Origin of the sequence: Pseudoalteromonas sp. SR41-8, from assembly GCF_014163915.1 — a bacterium.
Lineage (GTDB): Bacteria > Pseudomonadota > Gammaproteobacteria > Enterobacterales > Alteromonadaceae > Pseudoalteromonas > Pseudoalteromonas rhizosphaerae.
On sequence record NZ_JACJEE010000012.1, the window covers coordinates 134,306 to 152,146 of the forward strand.

Genomic DNA, 17,841 nt, shown 5'->3' on the forward strand with positions numbered 1-17,841 from the left:
AGGTTTAATGCAACTATTAAAAATTTATTGGCTGGTCTTATTATTGTGTTTAATAGTTAGCCCTGGTAGCTTCGCCGCATTGAATATTACATTTATAAATCCTGGTTTTGCCAAGCAGCACGATACTTCAGCGAATAGTACCGGTGAATTTTGGTATAAAGTAGCCAGCTCAATGCAAGCTGCTGCAAATGATTTAGATATTAACCTCACCATACATTTCGCAAGCCGTAATCATATCGAAATGAAAGCCTTGATTGCTCAAGCAATAAAATCAAAACCCGACTATTTAATCCTCGTTGATGAAAAAAAAGTACTCAGCGATTATCTGGTCAGCATTAAGACCAATAATATTCCTATCTATTTTTTATTAAACAGACCCGATGAAGTAAAATTACGCATGTTAAAGCAACATAACATTGATGTTATTGGTAGCGTAGTACCCGGTAATCGTGATGGCGGTTATAAATTAGCACAAGCGCTGTATCAGCAACATCAAAAGCGTCATGTGGGTAAAATGAATATCCTCGCATTATTAGGTGATCACACCACATCCGCAGCAATAAAACGACGCGCAGGATTAGATGACTTTTTAGCTACACATCCTGACGTAACAATTGTTGCCGAAGATGTTGCAAACTGGTCTATGGAGCAAAGCTTTTCAAAAACATTAGCTTTTCTCAATGCAGTTCCTAATGTTAATGCTATTTGGTGTGCAAATGATGCAATCGGCTTTGGCGCAATTAATGCTTTAAACACACAACAACGAAGAGAAAGTGCTGTAGTCGGCGGTTTCAACTGGGATAAAGCACCGTTAACTAATATGAACTTAGACGTCTCTATGGGCGGACATGTATTACTAGGGGCGTATGCCATGATAGCTATTTCTGACGAAATAAAAAAACCGCAGCAGTTTTCATTAAAGCATGAAGACCTGACCTTTTTTACTGAAAAAACCCCAAAAGCCCAACAACTAATTGAACACATTAACCAAGGGAAATTACATAAAATAGATTTTTCAAAGTTTTCTCGCAGCCAAGCACACCCATTGAAATTTACTGTAGATAACCTAGCCAAAGAGATCGAAAACGCACTGTAAAGCCCCTTTACAATGCGCTTACAAGTCAATAATTTACAATACTTGCATCGACTTAGAATCAGTACTTACAAGCTTTCACTATTACAATATACTGCCATGATACAAATTACTCAAAGCAATACAGTAACATTACGACTCAAAGCCGACTATTTTTAGGTGATAAATTTAAGTCTGATTAGATAACCAAAGCGCCTGATAAGGTAGGAGCTCAATGCTTTGTATATCGTCCATTAATTGCACACCCATAATCAATTCATACCAATATTCAGTGTTGATTAAATTTAAATCCGCTAATCGCAAAGTTTGCGGTACATCACTGACGTTATAGACACAAAATATACTTTGGCTTCTATCAATACTTTGCCGCCAAAACCCAAACAGCGCACCACTTAAATGCAAAGTAAACTGGGTTGCATTAGGATGAAAAGCTGGCTGTTTAATGCGTATTGCTAACAGTTTTTGCATGCTATTAAATACCTGCGCATAATGACTGGTTTTGTCAGCTAGTTTATTGAGTAGATCGGCTTCTTGCCAGCGATGACGGTTAATAGAGCGATTATGCTGGGTATTTTCTAAACGAATATAGTCGTTAGTAGTGCCCATTAAACTATGAATATACAGTCCGGGGATCCCTTCAAGGGCCAACATAATTGCATGAGCACACAAAAAGCGTGACACTCCCCATTTATCAAGGCCTTTATGAGTACCCTGCAAGGCATCGAACAACGCTATATTTAATTCATACGGTGAGCTGGTGCCATCTTCAGCGGTGCGCATCGATATTTTTGCCCCAAAATGACTAACCGTACTGACCATCTTAGCCACTTCATTATGATCTAATAATCCCTCAATTGGTCTCAGTCCAATGCCATCATGTGATGCTATAAAATTGAAGTACGCCGTGCCGTTTTGTGCCGGTGGCATGCTCATCATCCAATTCTTTAGTGCTGCACTGTCACCACTGAGCAAGGTATGCAATAACAACGGCGGCAACGAAAAGTTATAAATACAATGGGCTTCATTAGCGTTACCAAAGTAAGATAAGTTTTCCCTGTTAGGTATATTAGTTTCAGTGATTATCACAACACTGGGCTCAACATGCTCAATTAAGGTCCTCAGTAAACGGATCACTTCATGTGTCTGAGGTAAATTAATGCATGAGGTATTTAGCTGCTTCCATAAAAAAGCCACTGCGTCTAGGCGAAAAATGCGTACTCCGTTATCAAGATAGTGACGGATGATCCCCACAAATTCATTTAACACCAACGGATTTTCAAAGTCTAAATCCACTTGATCATGGCTAAACGTACACCATACATGACGCTCTCCCAAAGCCGTTTGCACTGTATTTAATAGTGGCGAGGTACGAGGCCGAACAACTTGTGATAAATCATCTTCAAGCGCTGCGGTTTTAAAATAACTGGCACCAGGTTCCTTACCCTGTAAAAAGTTTTCAAACCAACGACTACGGCTCGAGCAATGATTAATCACTAAATCAGCCATGAGTTTCACATCTTTAGTTATGGCTTGAATATCTTGCCAACTTCCCAAAGACTCATTCACCTGCACATAATTCATCACCGAAAAACCCTCATCGGAGCTGTAAGGATAAAAAGGAAGAATATGTAAAGCGTTAATATACCCCGCACATTGCGTTTTAATAAATCGATGTAAAGTATGCAGTGGTGGCTCACTCGGGCTTGGTACAGCATCAGTAACATCATTAAACTGCATGATCGAATCGCCATACGCAATTAAAATAATATCCTGCTCATCCCAGCGATTTTTATGCGGCGTAGGATCTCGTACCGCATCCTCTTTTAGCATGGTAGAAATTAGCTCTTTGGCAAGCCGAGTTATATTTACCCCAAGATCCGTTTTTGCGTAAATCGTCTCTAAATGCTGCTCAACACGTTGTTGTAATAACTCTCTAGTCATTTAAGCTCCCCAAGTTCACGACAAAAAGTCTTTATTATCAAGCTCTACTGCTTCTTCTAAACGCGCAAACACATCAGGCATTGCTGAGGCTACACGGTTCCAGCTAGGCACAAATGGCGCTTCCATTGGATACTGTAAAAAATGCTCACCTGCGTTCATAATGTTTTGTGCAAACATTTCGACTGCTTTTTCTTCTTGATGAATATCGAGTTTTAAGCCGTTCATCATGGCATCGTTATGATAAGTTTCAATAAAATCCAGTGCGATACGATAATAAGTTGCTTTAAGTGACCGAATGGTTTCCGTGGTAAATGTCACTCCTTGCGTGGCTAACTTACGAAACAGCGCTTTGGTGATATCTATCGACATTTTTGATAAGCCAGCCGCTTGATTATCCAGTGACAGCGCTTGGTGTTTATGATCATAGTTATCTGCAATATCTACTTGGCACAAGCGATTGTGTGAGTAGTTTCGGTACATTTCAGACAGTACGCCAATCTCTAAGCCCCAATCGCTAGGAATACGAATATCGTTGAGCACATCACGGCGAAACGAAAATTCCCCCGCCAGCGGATAACGAAATGAATCCATATATTCAAGGTAGTCAGTGCTGCCTAAAATGGTTTTAAATGAACGCAATAAAGGAGTAACGAGTAAACGCGATACACGGCCATTGATCTTGCCATCAGCAGTACGAGGGTAAAAGCCTTTACAAAATTCATAGTTAAACCGCGGGTGAGCAACTGGATAAATTAATCGCGCTAATAAACTACGGTCATAAGTTAAAATATCACAATCATGCAGCGCTATTGACTCAACTTTTGCCGTTGCCAATTTATAACCCATGCAGTACCACACATTACGGCCTTTGCCGAGTTCACGCGGCGCGACGCCTAACGCTTGCAACTCTTTATCGAGTGCTTGCAAACGTGGCCCTTCGTTCCAAAGCACGCGATGATGTTGGTCAAGCTCTGCAAAAAATTGTAATGCATGACGATACTGACTCTCATCGGCCCTGTCTAAGCCAATCGTAATTTGCGACAAATAAGGAACATGTTTTAATTCTTGCACAATATTTTGTAATGCAGGGCCTTCCAGTTCACTGTACAGGGAGGGTAAAATCAAGCCCATTGGCCGTTGTTTTGAAAAGCTAACGAGTTCAGCTTCTAGATCAGCCAGCGGACGGTCGGCAATATTATGTAATGTTGTTATGATGCCATTTTGGTAAAAATCAGCCATGTGATTGCTCCTGTTTAGACGCTAATTGCGCTTTGATAACACTTAGATCTGCTACTTCATCGAGCCAACCTTGTGGGGCTGGGTGTTCACTAACACGCCATGGTTTGTGGGATAGTTTTGCCTTGGCTTTACTGGCAGGATTATTAATTAAAATCGCGATATCTGCGGCATCCAACATCGCCATATCATTTTGGCTATCACCCAGTGCAATAGTAGTGAAAGCATGACGACAATGTTTTTTAAATTGCTCTACTAACCAGTTTTGCGCTTTACCTTTATTGGTGCTGCGATTTAAATGAATAAAACGCCCGCCTATTAACACTTCATAACCAAGCGGTTTTATTGCCTCTAAAAAGTCAAGCAGCTGTTGCTCTGTGCCTTGCCAAAAAAGCGGATCTGAATATTCACGAATACGGGCAAGTTCGCTTTGTGCTAGGCTCAAGTCTGTTATCTGACTGACTTCTTGCGCTGATAATTGACTGAACAAACGGTAATAAGCACTAAACTCGCTACCGTATTCAAGTAATTCACTGTACAACTGTTTATTGGTTGGCGACAGCGCATAACGCCAATATTCATCCAGCTCTTCGCAGCCAATTGGTTTTAATGAAAAATAATTTTTTGGGATATATACAGCCCCGCCATTTTCAATAATAAACGGCTGGTTTAGCCCAAGTGATTTTTGCAGTGCGATTACCTCTGCAAACGTTTTGCTGGTATTAAATACTACAGCGATACCTGCGCGACTCAATTGGCTTAAAAACGGAGCAATCTCAGTACATTGATAATCGTTATGATCAAGTAACGTACCGTCTAAATCAGTGAAAATAAGTGGCATTGCAACATCATCTGCGCGTAGTTTCATAGCACTAATATCACGTACTTTATCTAAGCTCAGTAATGCATCGACCTGCTCTGGTAACTGAGTTAAATTTTCTCGCGTAATACGTTCAAAATGAGAAATAAATCGCACTAATTGTTGCTCATCGAACGTTCCTTGGCCTCGTCCTTTATGCGACAGTAATTTTTGCTCTTGCTCTAATCGCCACCCATATACATCGGCAAATGACGGTGCTTTTAGCATCACGGTATAATCAATCATTGCAAAAATATCTTGGTATTCATTCGCTAGACAACTATTTACACAGCGTCGCCAAATACCTTCAGGATCCTCATATTGTTCTAATTGATTAACTGATTGATGTAATTGATAAGGTTGTTGCGCTATGCTGCCAACACACCAACCTTCAAAAAAAATGATATCAACAGGCTGTTTATTAGTAGGCCATAACGCTTGCGTAACTGGATCATCGGTTTGTTTATCAAACTGTGGCAAAGGCACCCCTACTTTACCTGCAAGTAACGCGGTAAAAGTCTGCTGCATAAGCGCTGTATCATGGGTACCTGGCACACCGCGCGTTGCAAATAACGGATGTACATCTTTACTTAGTTGTTGACGATGCGCTTGGCTGTGATAAAAATCATCAATCGAAATCGCAATACTGTTAAACGCTGTATTACAGTTGATCCAAGTAACTAAAAAATCAGCTAATGTCGTTTTACCGGAGCCTTGGCAACCATTGATTGCCACCAGCATTGGACCATCGGTTGGTTTGCTGTGGAGAATATCTTCAGCGAGTGGGACGAAGTACTGTTCACTCAAATACTGATATTTGAGTGGCAGCTGATGTTTTGCTAAAAATGGGGTGATATCCACAATATTTGTCTCTTGCATTAAACGCTCCTGATCAGTATGACACTGTTAATGAGGTAAATGCAGTTACTAGACCAGTTTTATAACTTTATATTTTTTAGTTAGTTAAAAAAATAGCGCATATTAAATGCGCTATTTTGGTGCAAATTATTAGCTGAATGTGCAAAATATTACGTTGGCTTATCAGCCTTTGGTAACACTAAATTAAGCACTATGCCTAAAATAGCGCATAGGCTCACGCCTTGTAAGCTAAATTCGTTGCCACCGATATGCATACCACCAATGCCACACACTAAAATCAGTGCCACAATACTGAGGTTACGTGGAGCCGTTAAGTCTTCTCCACTTTTCACTAACGAATTTAAACCCACCACAGCAATTGAGCCAAACAGCAAAATCATGATCCCCCCCATCACAGGTACTGGTATGGTTTGCAAACCAGCGCCCATTTTAGCCACAAACGCTAAAATAATGGCGATAATGGCAGTCCACATCATCACTTTAGGATTAAAGTTACGCGTAAGCATCACTGCGCCGGTGACCTCTGAATAGGTGGTATTAGGTGGCCCGCCGAATATAGACGCTGCAGTAGTAGCTAATCCATCACCAAACAAGGTGCGATGTAAGCCCGGTTTTTTCAAATAGTCTTTATTGGTTACTTGGCTAATCGCCATCATATCGCCAATATGTTCAATAGCGGGGGCTATTGCCACCGGCACCATAAATAACACCGCTTGCCATTTAAACTCAGGCCAAGTAAAAGCTGGCATTGCAAACCACGGTGCATTAGTAACAGCATCAAATTGCACGATCCCTAAATATAGCGATAAACTGTAACCTGCGATGACTCCAGCTAAGATAGGGATCAGCTTAAATACACCTTTGCCCCATACCGCGAAAATTAGCGTCACTAACAACGAAAATGCCGCCACCCAAATGGCTTGTTGATACGCAATCAACTGAATTGAACCATCGCCGCTTTTACCCATTGCCATATTAACTGCAACAGGTGCCAGTGCTAAACCAATTACCATGATCACCGGACCGACCACAACTGGTGGTAATATTTTATGCAGGGTAGCTACACCTTTTAATTTCACTAATAGACTTAACAACATATAAGCCCCGCCGGCAGCCATTAAGCCCCCCATTGTGGCAGGCACACCCCATAGCTGCACGCAGGCAATAATAGGGGCAATAAACGCAAATGATGAAGCTAAAAATATCGGCACCTGACCTTTAGTTACCAAATGGAACAGCAAGGTACCAATACCAGCCGTAAAAAGTGCCACATTTGGATCAAGCCCCGTTAATAAAGGAACTAACACCAAGGCACCAAAGGCGACAAATAACATTTGCGCCCCAGTTAAAATTGTTTTGATTGAAAAGGTAGAGTTATCCACTGTTAGACAGTACCAAAAATTTTATCGCCAGCATCACCAAGACCAGGAATTATATAGCCTTTCTCATTTAAGTGGCTGTCTAATGATGCGGTAAAAATCTCTACATCAGGATGAGCTGCAAGGGTTTTTTCAACCCCTTCAGGTGCGGCAACCAATACAATCACTTTAATTTCTTTACAGCCCGCTTTTTTCAGCATATCGATAGTCGCAATCATCGAGCCCCCGGTTGCGAGCATTGGATCAATAACGAGGCTCAAGCGCTCATCAATTTTACCGACTAACTTTTCAAAGTAAGGGATTGGTTCTAACGTTTCTTCATTACGCTGCAGGCCCACAACACTTACTTTTGCAGCAGGCAGTAATTGCATAACACCATCCATCATGCCAAGGCCAGCACGTAAAATTGGCACAACAGTAATTTTTTTACCTTTGATGTGCTCAACATCTAATTGATTACCATCCCAACTAGTGATTGTTACTTTTTCCAGTGGCAAATTTTTAGTCGCTTCGTAGGTTAATAATGTACCGACTTCAGACGAAAGCTCACGGAAACTCTTAGTACTTATGCCGTACTCTCGCATAAGACCAAGTTTATGTTGAACAAGTGGGTGATTAATTACATGAATAGTCATAAAAACGCCTAAAAGAAAAATAAATTGCGCTTATTTTAGCTTAAAAAAAACCATCAGACTTTAAAAAAGCATGATCTGTGCAATAAAAGTATTATTTTATCACTCTGATACAGTGCTTTTATTTCATTTAACGCAATTATTATTATTTTTTAAAGTAACTAAACTATAATAATGGCTATAGAAGATTTGCTCACAAAGGTTTTATGTCAAAGTTTGCTGTTGGGATCCTGATAGGTATTTTATTTGCAATAATGCCTTCATTTGCGATGGCTAAAAAACCATTAAAGGTGCAAATAATGACCGACTTTGCACCACAGATTAATGACGATTCACAAAACATAGCCACTAGATTTATGCTTGATATTGAAAAACAGCTCAATGGTGCCATCGCGTTAAACTTTATCCCAGCGAGTAGATTAAGAGAATGGCAACAATTGCACACAATGAAAAATGTGTGTTTGTACAATAAAACCAAAACACCTGAACGCCTTGAAAATGCATTATTTAGTACATACCCAATTATGGCTTTTCCAGCTAATCGCTTAGTGGTGTATAATCATCCAGAACTACCTGAAAATATTAGTTTAAATGATGCGGTAAATAAATATGATCTCACCATCGGCATTGCTTCAGGACGTTCATATGGTCACAAAATAGATGACTATATTGCCAAGCATAACGAATCATTTATGGTTTTAGGCGGCACAACGAGCGCTTATCGCCTTAGCCAAATGTTATTTCAAAATAAGTTCGATGCCATTATTGAATACAGTGCGGTGTTTATTTCGCGTCACTCAGAAGATACCAGAATCGCCAATATACGTTATCTTAGTGTTGATAAAACCCAACAAGCTGTGTTTGGTTATATTGCATGCTCGAAATCGGAGCTAGGCAAACAAGCAATTACGCTATTTGACCAAGCATTGCAAACACAGGCAGTCCAGCAAATTATTCTTCAGAGCCACGCACAAATATTTGCACCGCCAGAGCAGGCGCTAATGCTAAGCGCATTGCAAGATGCTTTTAACGTAGCAATACCCGCACGCTGATTTAGTTATTTAAAATTTGCTCCATCACCCAACTAGTATGTGCGGCCGAATGACCTGTTGACGGATGTGTAATATTTTCAAGTAATGACGCCGCCATATTTTGCACATGATATTGTTGAACATGAGGCGGATTTTCGATACTTAGTTGTTGCTGACCACTTTCGTTAATAACCGTAATTGCTTGTTCATCAAATACGCTAAAGCTGATCTCGCCCTTTTCACCGTATAAAGTAACAACATCAAAACGAGAAAAACCACCAAAGTTCCAACTTCCTGAGCCAGTAATACCGTTTTTATGCTGCCAACACGCTGTGATTGCATCAAAAGCGCCATATAAGTTTTGCTGGTTTGTCGCCAGTCCTTTCACTTGTTCATAATCACCAAATAAGTAACCAAATAAATCGAGACCATGGCTGGCTAAATCATCAAAATAACCTCCTGGTGCGATAGTTTTATCGGTACGCCAATTGTAGGCACCTGATCTATCTTGCTCGCTGGAGGCTTTACTCAAGTGCCAATTAATATGCCGTACTTGGCCGATTTCACCGGCATCAATCAAGCTTTTCACTTTATTAAAGCGCGGTAAAGAACGTCGATAATACGCGACATACAAAGGAATATTTTTACTACTGAAAGCTTCAAGAATAACTTCACTGTGAGCCAATGTAGGCGCCAGTGGTTTTTCAATACAACATGGTTTGCCCGCAGCAGCAACTTTTAGCGCCAGCTCCATATGGCTATCGGGAGGAGTTGCGATATACACGGCATCAATATCAGAACTTACAATCAATTCATCGGCCGTTTTAAATACCATAGGTACGTTATGGCGTTTTGCGTAATCTTCAGCAAGTGCGGTATCTCGTCGAGTAACGCCTTGCAACACAAAACCTTTCGTATTTTTATACGCAGGGCCACTTTTCACCTCGGTTACAGCGCCACAGCCAATCATTCCCCAACGGATCTGTTTCGTCATTCTACGTTACCCCAAAATTTGTTTTTGTAATTTGATATTGCATATAAGCATTAATTTTTACGTGTTCTGGACTCCAGCCCATTAAAAATCGGTAAAAGTCAGCCCATACAACTGGCCATAAGGTTTGCCATTCGTTAATAGCAGCATGGCTATATGCGCTTTTATCAAATATGTGCATGGCGTTGGCAAAATATTTAAAGTAATCGGCTAAGTAATCATCAGCTCTTTGTTGTAATTGCTGTTCATTTAAACAACTACCCAAAAAGTACATAACGTCAATAACACCTACTCCAGCGCCAACATATTGAAAGTCATATCCGACAACATTTAGTGTCGCGTTATTAATAGCAAAATTCGCTATTTTTGCATCACCATGAATAAGCGTTTGATACGGACATGCCCTAATAGTTTGATCGATGCTGTGTGCTTGTTGCTTGATAGCACAATCTGCCATTTTCTCATACTCATCTGGTCGAGTGGCTAAATGCCAATAACCCCCCTGCGACCATAAGCCATCAGCTTTGACTTGAAAATGAAAAGCATGAAAATTCGCCAACCACTTAATAATGGCTGTAACATGTGTATGGATTGGTTTTGCGTTTACAAAGCCACACTCTGTAAAATCAGCAAACACTAAGACTTTGTGCTGCTCATGTTCTATGGCATTAAAACACCTTAAAGCACCTGCTCTAGATGGTAATCGCGACGCATAATACTGATACCAATAAAATTCGACTTCATAAGAGTGACGCTTTCGGTTAATTGCAAACTCAGTTTGCGAAATTCGCGGATGATTTATGTGATCGGGCACACTAATCGCTTTAATGACGCAGACTTTACCGTCTAAACGACAACGCACTATTTCACCACAGCCACTCCATAAAGCAGTGATTGTTTCAGTGATTTTAATATTTTTATAATGAAGACCAATTAATGGCAGATAAAAAGACATACGCACCAATATTCATAAAGCCAGCGCCTAGGGTCTGTTGACCTTTGCGGATTAATATTTGTTCAAACTAGGGGCAATTTAATCGCGGCGCGAGGTTTGTAACCTAGTGGGCTAAGTAAAAACCGAGCAAAGCTTCCGCGTCCTGCTCACGCCCCTTACTTACATCCATGTAAGTAACAAAGAGTTAATTACCCCTAGGAAGAACCCTTCGGGCAGCTCCTGTTTGGCATTGATGCTGCGTTATCGCCTATTTATGGGGAATGACCACACCACATAGGCTCTGCCTTGCCTAAACACCAAACAGACTGCTGCAAATTTAACCTTGAAAGGTCAACAGACCCTAGTATGACATAAACATTTTAAGATTAAAGCGCTTATAGACAACACAGCTCACTACTTAACTACATGTTAGCAATCATTATCTTTTGCCAGCTTACTATTTCAACATAATGTAAACCAATACATTAATTGAAACGTATCAATCTGCACCAGTTACCATACGAGTAATATATGTTTTCATTCTTTAAGAAAGACCCAACTAAAAAGTTACATAAGCAGCTTTCTATAAAACTAGAACAAGCAATGCATGCCCAACGTAACGGCGATATACGCAAATACTCAGAACTCTCCTTTGAAGCCGATCAAATAGACAAACAAATAATAGAGATAGAAAAACAAGCGAAACAAGATGGTTAATTTAAATTCTTAGGCATTAAATTAAGAACAAGTAGCGAATTACGTAAAAAGCCCATACAAAACTGTATGGGCTTTAAATATAAAAGCGCCCGAACTTCTGGGCGCTTACATTGTTGAATTAAAAAATATTACTGATTAACAACACTTTTCAGTGGGTTTATCGGTTTTGCATTTTCGTCTAATAAGTTCATATCAAAATCAAACTCATCAACACGAATTGCGCGTTCACGTTTTTTGTTGTAATCAATCAGTTTAGCGTATTCTTCTTCAGTGATTACATTTGCTACAAGTGCATTATCAAGAGTAAGTGCAAAACGAATACCTGGTTTGATTGTTTTAGCACGCAAGGCTTTTTTCACTTTTGCGAGTAAATCTAAACAGCCTATTTTCGCTTTATACGCTTGCTCGTTAATGTAATGTCCATCACCTTCAATAGGTTTAACTAAGTGTGTGATTTGCTTTTTAAATGCCGTGTCAAGTTGCGCCTGTGTAGCTAATTCGCGAATTAAGTCATCGCTAATTTTTGGCATTTTAGTCGAATAGTTCATGGTAATAAAACGCATAAACTTACGTGTGCCACTTGCAGGGAAGTTGTCTAAAAACTTATGCAATGCTTGTTCGGCGCTTTGTAATGCAAAACGTGTTGCGTAGTGGAAATATGGCGCTGCTTGCTCGCGTTCACTGCTTGCCACTTTTTGCTCATAATATTTAATTGATGCCATTGCCGCATATAAGAAGCTCATTACATCGCCTAAACGGGCTGATAGCATTTCCGCTTGTTTAAGTTTTCCGCCGAGTACCAGTAACGAAAAATCTGCATATACTGCTAATTTAGCTGATAATTTATGAGCTGCTTTTTCATATTCACGTACTTCTGGAAGTGGTGAATTAGCACCTGCTGTAAATGGTAATACGCCTAAACGAAATGCACGTAAACTGTTTGCTACGCTATAACCCACTGTTTTACGCAGAATGCGGTTAAATTCTTTATCTGCATTTTTATTTTCGCTGTGGATTGATTCAACCATCGATTGTAAATATGGGTGACAACGCATTACACCTTGACCAAAGATCATCAAGTTACGTGTAAGAATGTTGGCGCCTTCAACCGTGATGGCAATTGGCTGTGCAACATAGCCGCTTGCTAACGTATTTTGCGGGCCGTTCTGAATTGCTTTACCAGCTTGAATATCCATTGCTGAGTCAAGCACGTCGCGACCAATTTCAGTCATGTGATATTTTGCAATTGCAGTCACAACCGATGGCTTTAAGCCCATGCCTAAACCTTCGGTTGTAAGTACACGCATTGCTTCTTGTAGGTATGTTTTACCAGCAATATCAGCGAGTTTTTCTTGAATACCTTCAAATTGACCGATTGCTAAGCCAAATTGCTCACGTACCGCAGCATATTCAGACGCACCTTTAAATGCTACCTGAGATGAACTAACACCTAATGCAGGTAATGAAATACCACGGCCAGCGCCTAAACAGCTAACCAACATTTGCCAGCCACGGCCGATGTTCTTTTGCCCACCAATAATGAAGTCCATTGGTACAAATACTTTGTTGCCACGCGTAGTACCGTTGTAAAAACGAATCCCCATTGGATCATGGCGATTACCAAGTTCAACACCTGGGTGCTCTTTTGGAATAAGTGCACACGTAATACCGAGGTTTTCCTTACCACCTAGCAAGCCATTTGGATCAACCACTTTAAATGCTAAACCAAGTACGGTGGCAATTGGCGCAAGGGTGATATAACGCTTGTCCCAAGTGATCTCAAGACCAAGTACTTCTTCGCCGTTGTACATGCCTTTAGTCACAGTACCTAAATCTGGAATGCCACCGGCATCAGAACCAGCCTCTGGGCTTGTGAGTGCAAAACATGGAATGTCACGGCCATTGGCTAGGCGTGGTAAATAATGTGCTTGCTGCTCTTTAGTACCAAAGTGCAGTAGTAACTCACCAGGGCCTAACGAGTTAGGAACCATAACGGTTACTGCAACAGCAGAACTTTTAGTGGCGATTGTGCCAACGATAGTTGAGTTTGCATAAGGGCTAAACTCTAAACCACCAAATGATTTAGGAATTATCAGTGAAAAGAAACGTTCCTTTTTCAGAAAATCTAAAATGTATTCAGGTAAATGAATGCCATTTTGAATTTCTGTATCGTCGATCATACCCAATAGCTCTTGTAATGGGCCGTCGATAAATGCTTGTTCATCTGCGCTCAATACAGCAGCAGGGACTGCGCGAAGTGCGTTGAAGTCAGGCTTACCTTGGTAAATAGAGCCTTCTAACCACACATCACCCGCATCAAGGGCTTCTTGTTCAGTGATAGAAATACTTGGTAATACTTTTTTTAATTTTGTACGTAAACTCATAATCAACTCATCCGACCAGACAATAATACCTACATTACGTCATAAAAAATGGTTTAGATCAATTACTCTAAGCAATTTTTTAACAGTTTTTTCAATTTATTTATTTTTAGGCTATCTAAGCCATTGAATAAAAAGAGCTAACACTTGTACGCTGAAAAGTATTTAGTTGATTTTTTTTTACTAAAAAACGCTAAAATAATTAAACCTCAGCAACAATAGAAACAAAATGAGGGAAAATAAAGATATGTTAAAGTTTGTGCAAGGTAAGTAGTGTAAGCTTATCGACTGTTAACTAACACTGTTAATCACCACTAAAAGTCGGCTAATTTGCCATTACACAGTTTTATTAATGTATTGGGATCAAGTGCAATTTCAAGGCCGCGTTTACCAGCGCTTACATAAATAATATCAAACTGCTTTGCGCTACTATGGAGGTAAGTTGCTAAGCGTTTTTTTTGCCCTAATGGACTTACGCCACCAAGAATATATCCGGTGCTATTTTCTACCTTTTGTGCAGCGGCCATATGTACTTTTTTAACACCACATGCTTTTGCTAAGAGCTTTAAGTTAACTTGTTGACTCACAGGCGTAATTGCCACTACTAACTGCAATTCATTGGTTTCAAATACCAAGGTTTTGAAAACCTGCTCAGCGGCTAGATTTAACTTTTCAACAGCTTCTAAACCAAAGCTATGTGTACTTGAGTTATGCTCATAACTGAGCAGCTCAAAAGTGGCCTTGTGTTTTTTTAATAATTGTGTGGCTGGCGTCATGACTAACTCCATTGAATTGTTAACTGCTTTAAAATTAACAAAAAAAAGAGTACCAAGGTACTCTTTTTTAAACTATATTCACTCGCTAAATTATATTAACAATAGGGATTAAACGACTCTTTGCAGCCATTTTATTACCATAAATCCGCATAGAGCTTATTGCCAATGCAATAACGACAGCGCACCCGAGTAACCAAAATGCCGAAAACATCGGAGATTGCTTAAAGTTACCCACTTGATACACCACAGAGGCTGTGATGTAAGCAAGCCCTGTTGACCAAGTTGCAACAAATAGCATCCATTTCATTCCAGCTTCTCGGTACATAGCGCCCATCACCGCCACACACGGTGTATAAAGCAATACAAAAACTAAATAACTGAATGCAGCAAGTTGACTGCTAAATAGGTTTTCCATGGTTGCGAAGGTCGATACATTCACTTCTTGATCAATGGCCGCACTACTTTGATCGCTCACATTAGTGACATTTAAACCCAGTGGATCGAGTAAATTACCGAATACGTCTATTAGGTTTGCAGGAATACTCGCGAACGCCTCAGCCAATTTATCGATGACATTAACTGGCTCTTCATTCACAGCCGCTGCGCCATCTAAATTTGAATATAAACTATCTAAAGTACCAACTACTGCCTCTTTAGCAAATACGCCAGTAAAAATACCGACCGTGGCAGGCCAGTTATCTTGCTCTACCCCGATAGGAGCAAACACCGGTGTTGCAATTTTTGAAATTTCACTGAGCATCGATTTATCTGTGTTGTCATTGCCAAAGGTAAAATCAGTACCTATGGAGCTTAATATTTTTAAAATAACAAACACCACAATTATAGTTTTACCGGCGCGCATACAAAAGCTTTTTAAGCGCTCCCATGCTTTGTAAAGTACGCCTTTTGCCGTTGGCATATGATACGCAGGTAATTCGAGAATAAACGGGGTAAGCGTTGGACTAAACAAGGTATTTTTAAGTACCAAACCGGTTAATACCGCCATAACAATACCTAAAATATACAGTGCAAATACTAAGTTTTGGCCATTAGTGGTAAAAAAGGCAGCGACAAACAAGGCATACACACTTAAGCGCGCGCCACATGACATAAATGGTGACATGGCAATAGTCAGTAAGCGATCTTTATGGGTTTCTAAAGTACGAGTTGCCATTACTGATGGCACGTTACAGCCAAAGCCAACAATTAAAGGCACAAACGCTTTACCCGGTAAACCAATGGCGCGCATTAATCTATCCATGATAAAAGCAGCACGCGCCATATAACCTGAATCTTCAATAAAGGCTAAACAAAAGTATAAAAAGCCAATCACCGGGATAAAGGTGGCAACAAGCTGAATACCACCACCTATACCGTCCGCAAGCAATGCGCGTAGCCAATCAGGTGCGCCTAATGAAGTTAATATTTCACCAAAGCCATCGACTAAAATCGCGCCTACAGCAATATCGAAAAAGTCTATAAATGCGCCGCCAACATTTACCGCAACAGTAAACATTAAATACATGATCCCTAAAAATATTGGGATCCCTAAAAAACGATTGATCACTACCGCATCTATTTTATCGCTAATGGTTTCAGAGGCGATGCCTTTAGTATTTTGAGCAAGTTCAGCCAGTTGATGGGCAAACTCATAACGACCATTGGCAAAAAGCACATCAAGTTCATGGTGATCGGCAAACTGTTCAAATTCAGCTTTTGCCACTGCCAGTGTTTGTTTACCAGCATAGCCAAAACAGCTTTCATCTTGCTCTAATAACCGCAATGACAACCAATCAGTGTCGATGTTTTCTATCGGTTTATTATTGGCAGTAAAACTGGCTGCAATGTTGTTGGCCGCTTGCGTTATTTTTTGCTCATAACTAGGGGTATGCATTGATACTTTTTTAAGTTTAAGCCCTTGTGCAATAAACTCTTTTAAACCTGTAATGTCTGTTTTATTATTTGCACTTAAGGCAATCACAGGGCATCCAAGTTGCTTTTCTAGCGCCTTTGGATCCGTTACTAAACCATTTCGTTTTGCCACATCGACCATATTTAGCACGACAAGTAAAGGTACTTTCATCTCAAGCAGCTGAGCGGTGAGGTATAAATTGCGTTCAAGATTTGATGCATCAAGAATATTGATGATCAGTTGTGATTCACCACTGAGGGCATAGTCACGCGCAATTTTTTCATCTAAAGGGGTTTGTGCATTTACATCTAAAGAATAAGTGCCAGGCAAATCAACTAATTCGACAGTCTGATCAGCCACTTTAAATTGACCAATTTTCTTATCGATGGTCACCCCTGACCAGTTACCTACTTTCTGTTTGCTACCGGTTAACGCGTTGAATAGTGTAGTTTTACCACAGTTTGGGTTACCTATTACGGCAATGTTTGGATTCATACTGCGAGTTCCAAATTAATTGATTGTGCCTCGGATTTACGAAGACTAAGCACGGTACCGCGAACTTTAACAATCATCGGATCGCCAAATGGAGAAAAGCGCAATACGTGGACAGGAGCGCCTGGCGTTAAACCCATTGCAAGTAATTTCTGGCGCAACAAACTCGCATTAGGATCGATGCTTACAACAGAGCCATGTTGGCCAATTACTAATTTGTCTAACGTTAACATGCCATCTCATTTCATTTAATACATCAATGGCGCTGATTTTACGCCGATTATTCAATCATGCAAGTGAGACTAATTATCATATCGATAAGTAATGCAAAATAAAGCAGCAATGGCAGAATTATACCTATATTGGATCCTAAATCTCATTTGATAAGATAAAAATAGCCGTTTAGTGACAAGTGCTTAAGAAGCCTAATCGCTCTGTAAAGGTAGCATTATGAATATGTATTATACCAATCGTGTTAAGTTACTGACCATTTATAGCGACAGATAAATACAGTGATAACAAGGCGTAAATTTTGACATGTAGTTGTTCTACTTGAAAAAATTATAACGCAGTTAGCGCTTTATTTAG

General features: G+C 40.1%; 14 protein-coding genes. 3 read left to right on the forward strand and 11 right to left on the reverse strand.

The annotated features are described in order from the left end of the window. Positions 1-7: 7 nt before the first annotated feature. Positions 8-1,096, forward strand: a complete 1,089-nt coding sequence (locus H5162_RS10470) for an ABC transporter substrate-binding protein (protein ID WP_182778445.1) — start codon at positions 8-10, stop codon at positions 1,094-1,096. Positions 1,097-1,261: 165 nt separating this feature from the next. Here H5162_RS10470 and H5162_RS10475 read toward each other — a convergent pair whose 3' ends face one another. The 5 genes from H5162_RS10475 to upp all read right to left on the reverse strand — a co-directional run bounded on the left by H5162_RS10475 (position 1,262) and on the right by upp (position 8,022). Beyond that, positions 1,262-3,034, reverse strand: coding sequence for a sugar phosphorylase (locus H5162_RS10475; protein WP_182760072.1), 1,773 nt, complete (start codon positions 3,032-3,034; stop codon positions 1,262-1,264). Between the two features lie 15 nt (positions 3,035-3,049). Beyond that, entirely contained in the window at positions 3,050-4,273 is a 1,224-nt protein-coding gene (locus H5162_RS10480; RefSeq protein ID WP_182778447.1) for a glycosyl transferase, read from the reverse strand. Beyond that, positions 4,266-6,008, reverse strand: a complete 1,743-nt coding sequence (locus H5162_RS10485; RefSeq protein WP_182778449.1) for an HAD-IIB family hydrolase — start codon at positions 6,006-6,008, stop codon at positions 4,266-4,268. Before H5162_RS10485 ends, H5162_RS10480 begins: the two co-directional genes overlap by 8 nt. A gap of 149 nt (positions 6,009-6,157) precedes the next feature. Continuing rightward, positions 6,158-7,390 carry a uracil-xanthine permease family protein gene (locus tag H5162_RS10490; protein ID WP_182778451.1) on the reverse strand — a complete coding sequence of 411 codons (1,233 nt, stop codon included), beginning with the start codon at positions 7,388-7,390 and terminating at the stop codon, positions 6,158-6,160. 2 nt (positions 7,391-7,392) lie between these two features. Further along, complete coding sequence (gene upp, locus H5162_RS10495) at positions 7,393-8,022, reverse strand: uracil phosphoribosyltransferase (RefSeq protein WP_145236059.1); 630 nt, start codon at positions 8,020-8,022, stop codon at positions 7,393-7,395. Positions 8,023-8,225: 203 nt separating this feature from the next. Between upp and H5162_RS10500 the strand changes: the two genes are divergently transcribed. Continuing rightward, positions 8,226-9,071, forward strand: coding sequence for an ABC transporter substrate-binding protein (locus tag H5162_RS10500; RefSeq protein WP_182734116.1), 846 nt, complete (start codon positions 8,226-8,228; stop codon positions 9,069-9,071). 1 nt (position 9,072) lies between these two features. Here the strand turns inward: H5162_RS10500 and H5162_RS10505 are convergent, their stop codons facing one another. Then, positions 9,073-10,044 carry a Gfo/Idh/MocA family protein gene (locus H5162_RS10505; RefSeq protein ID WP_182778453.1) on the reverse strand — a complete coding sequence of 324 codons (972 nt, stop codon included), beginning with the start codon at positions 10,042-10,044 and terminating at the stop codon, positions 9,073-9,075. Between the two features lies 1 nt (position 10,045). Beyond that, the gene (locus H5162_RS10510) at positions 10,046-10,996 is read right to left on the reverse strand and encodes an oxidoreductase family protein (RefSeq protein ID WP_182778455.1); all 951 of its coding nucleotides are present in this window, start codon (positions 10,994-10,996) and stop codon (positions 10,046-10,048) included. A gap of 510 nt (positions 10,997-11,506) precedes the next feature. Between H5162_RS10510 and H5162_RS10515 the strand changes: the two genes are divergently transcribed. Then, entirely contained in the window at positions 11,507-11,692 is a 186-nt protein-coding gene (locus H5162_RS10515) for a DUF6435 family protein (RefSeq protein ID WP_145236073.1), read from the forward strand. A 128-nt stretch (positions 11,693-11,820) separates the two neighbouring features. Here the strand turns inward: H5162_RS10515 and H5162_RS10520 are convergent, their stop codons facing one another. From H5162_RS10520 to H5162_RS10535, 4 genes are all read right to left on the reverse strand, one after another. Further along, entirely contained in the window at positions 11,821-14,076 is a 2,256-nt protein-coding gene (locus H5162_RS10520) for an acyl-CoA dehydrogenase (RefSeq protein ID WP_182778457.1), read from the reverse strand. Between the two features lie 311 nt (positions 14,077-14,387). Further along, positions 14,388-14,849 carry a Cys-tRNA(Pro) deacylase gene (gene ybaK / locus H5162_RS10525; protein WP_145236081.1) on the reverse strand — a complete coding sequence of 154 codons (462 nt, stop codon included), beginning with the start codon at positions 14,847-14,849 and terminating at the stop codon, positions 14,388-14,390. A gap of 85 nt (positions 14,850-14,934) precedes the next feature. Beyond that, a complete protein-coding gene (gene feoB, locus H5162_RS10530) occupies positions 14,935-17,256 on the reverse strand; it encodes a Fe(2+) transporter permease subunit FeoB (RefSeq protein WP_182778459.1) in 2,322 nt (773 codons plus the stop codon). Beyond that, positions 17,253-17,486: a FeoA family protein gene (locus tag H5162_RS10535; RefSeq protein WP_145236087.1), complete on the reverse strand. Its 234-nt coding sequence runs from the start codon at positions 17,484-17,486 to the stop codon at positions 17,253-17,255. The genes feoB and H5162_RS10535 overlap by 4 nt, the downstream gene beginning before the upstream one ends. Positions 17,487-17,841 lie beyond the last annotated feature (355 nt).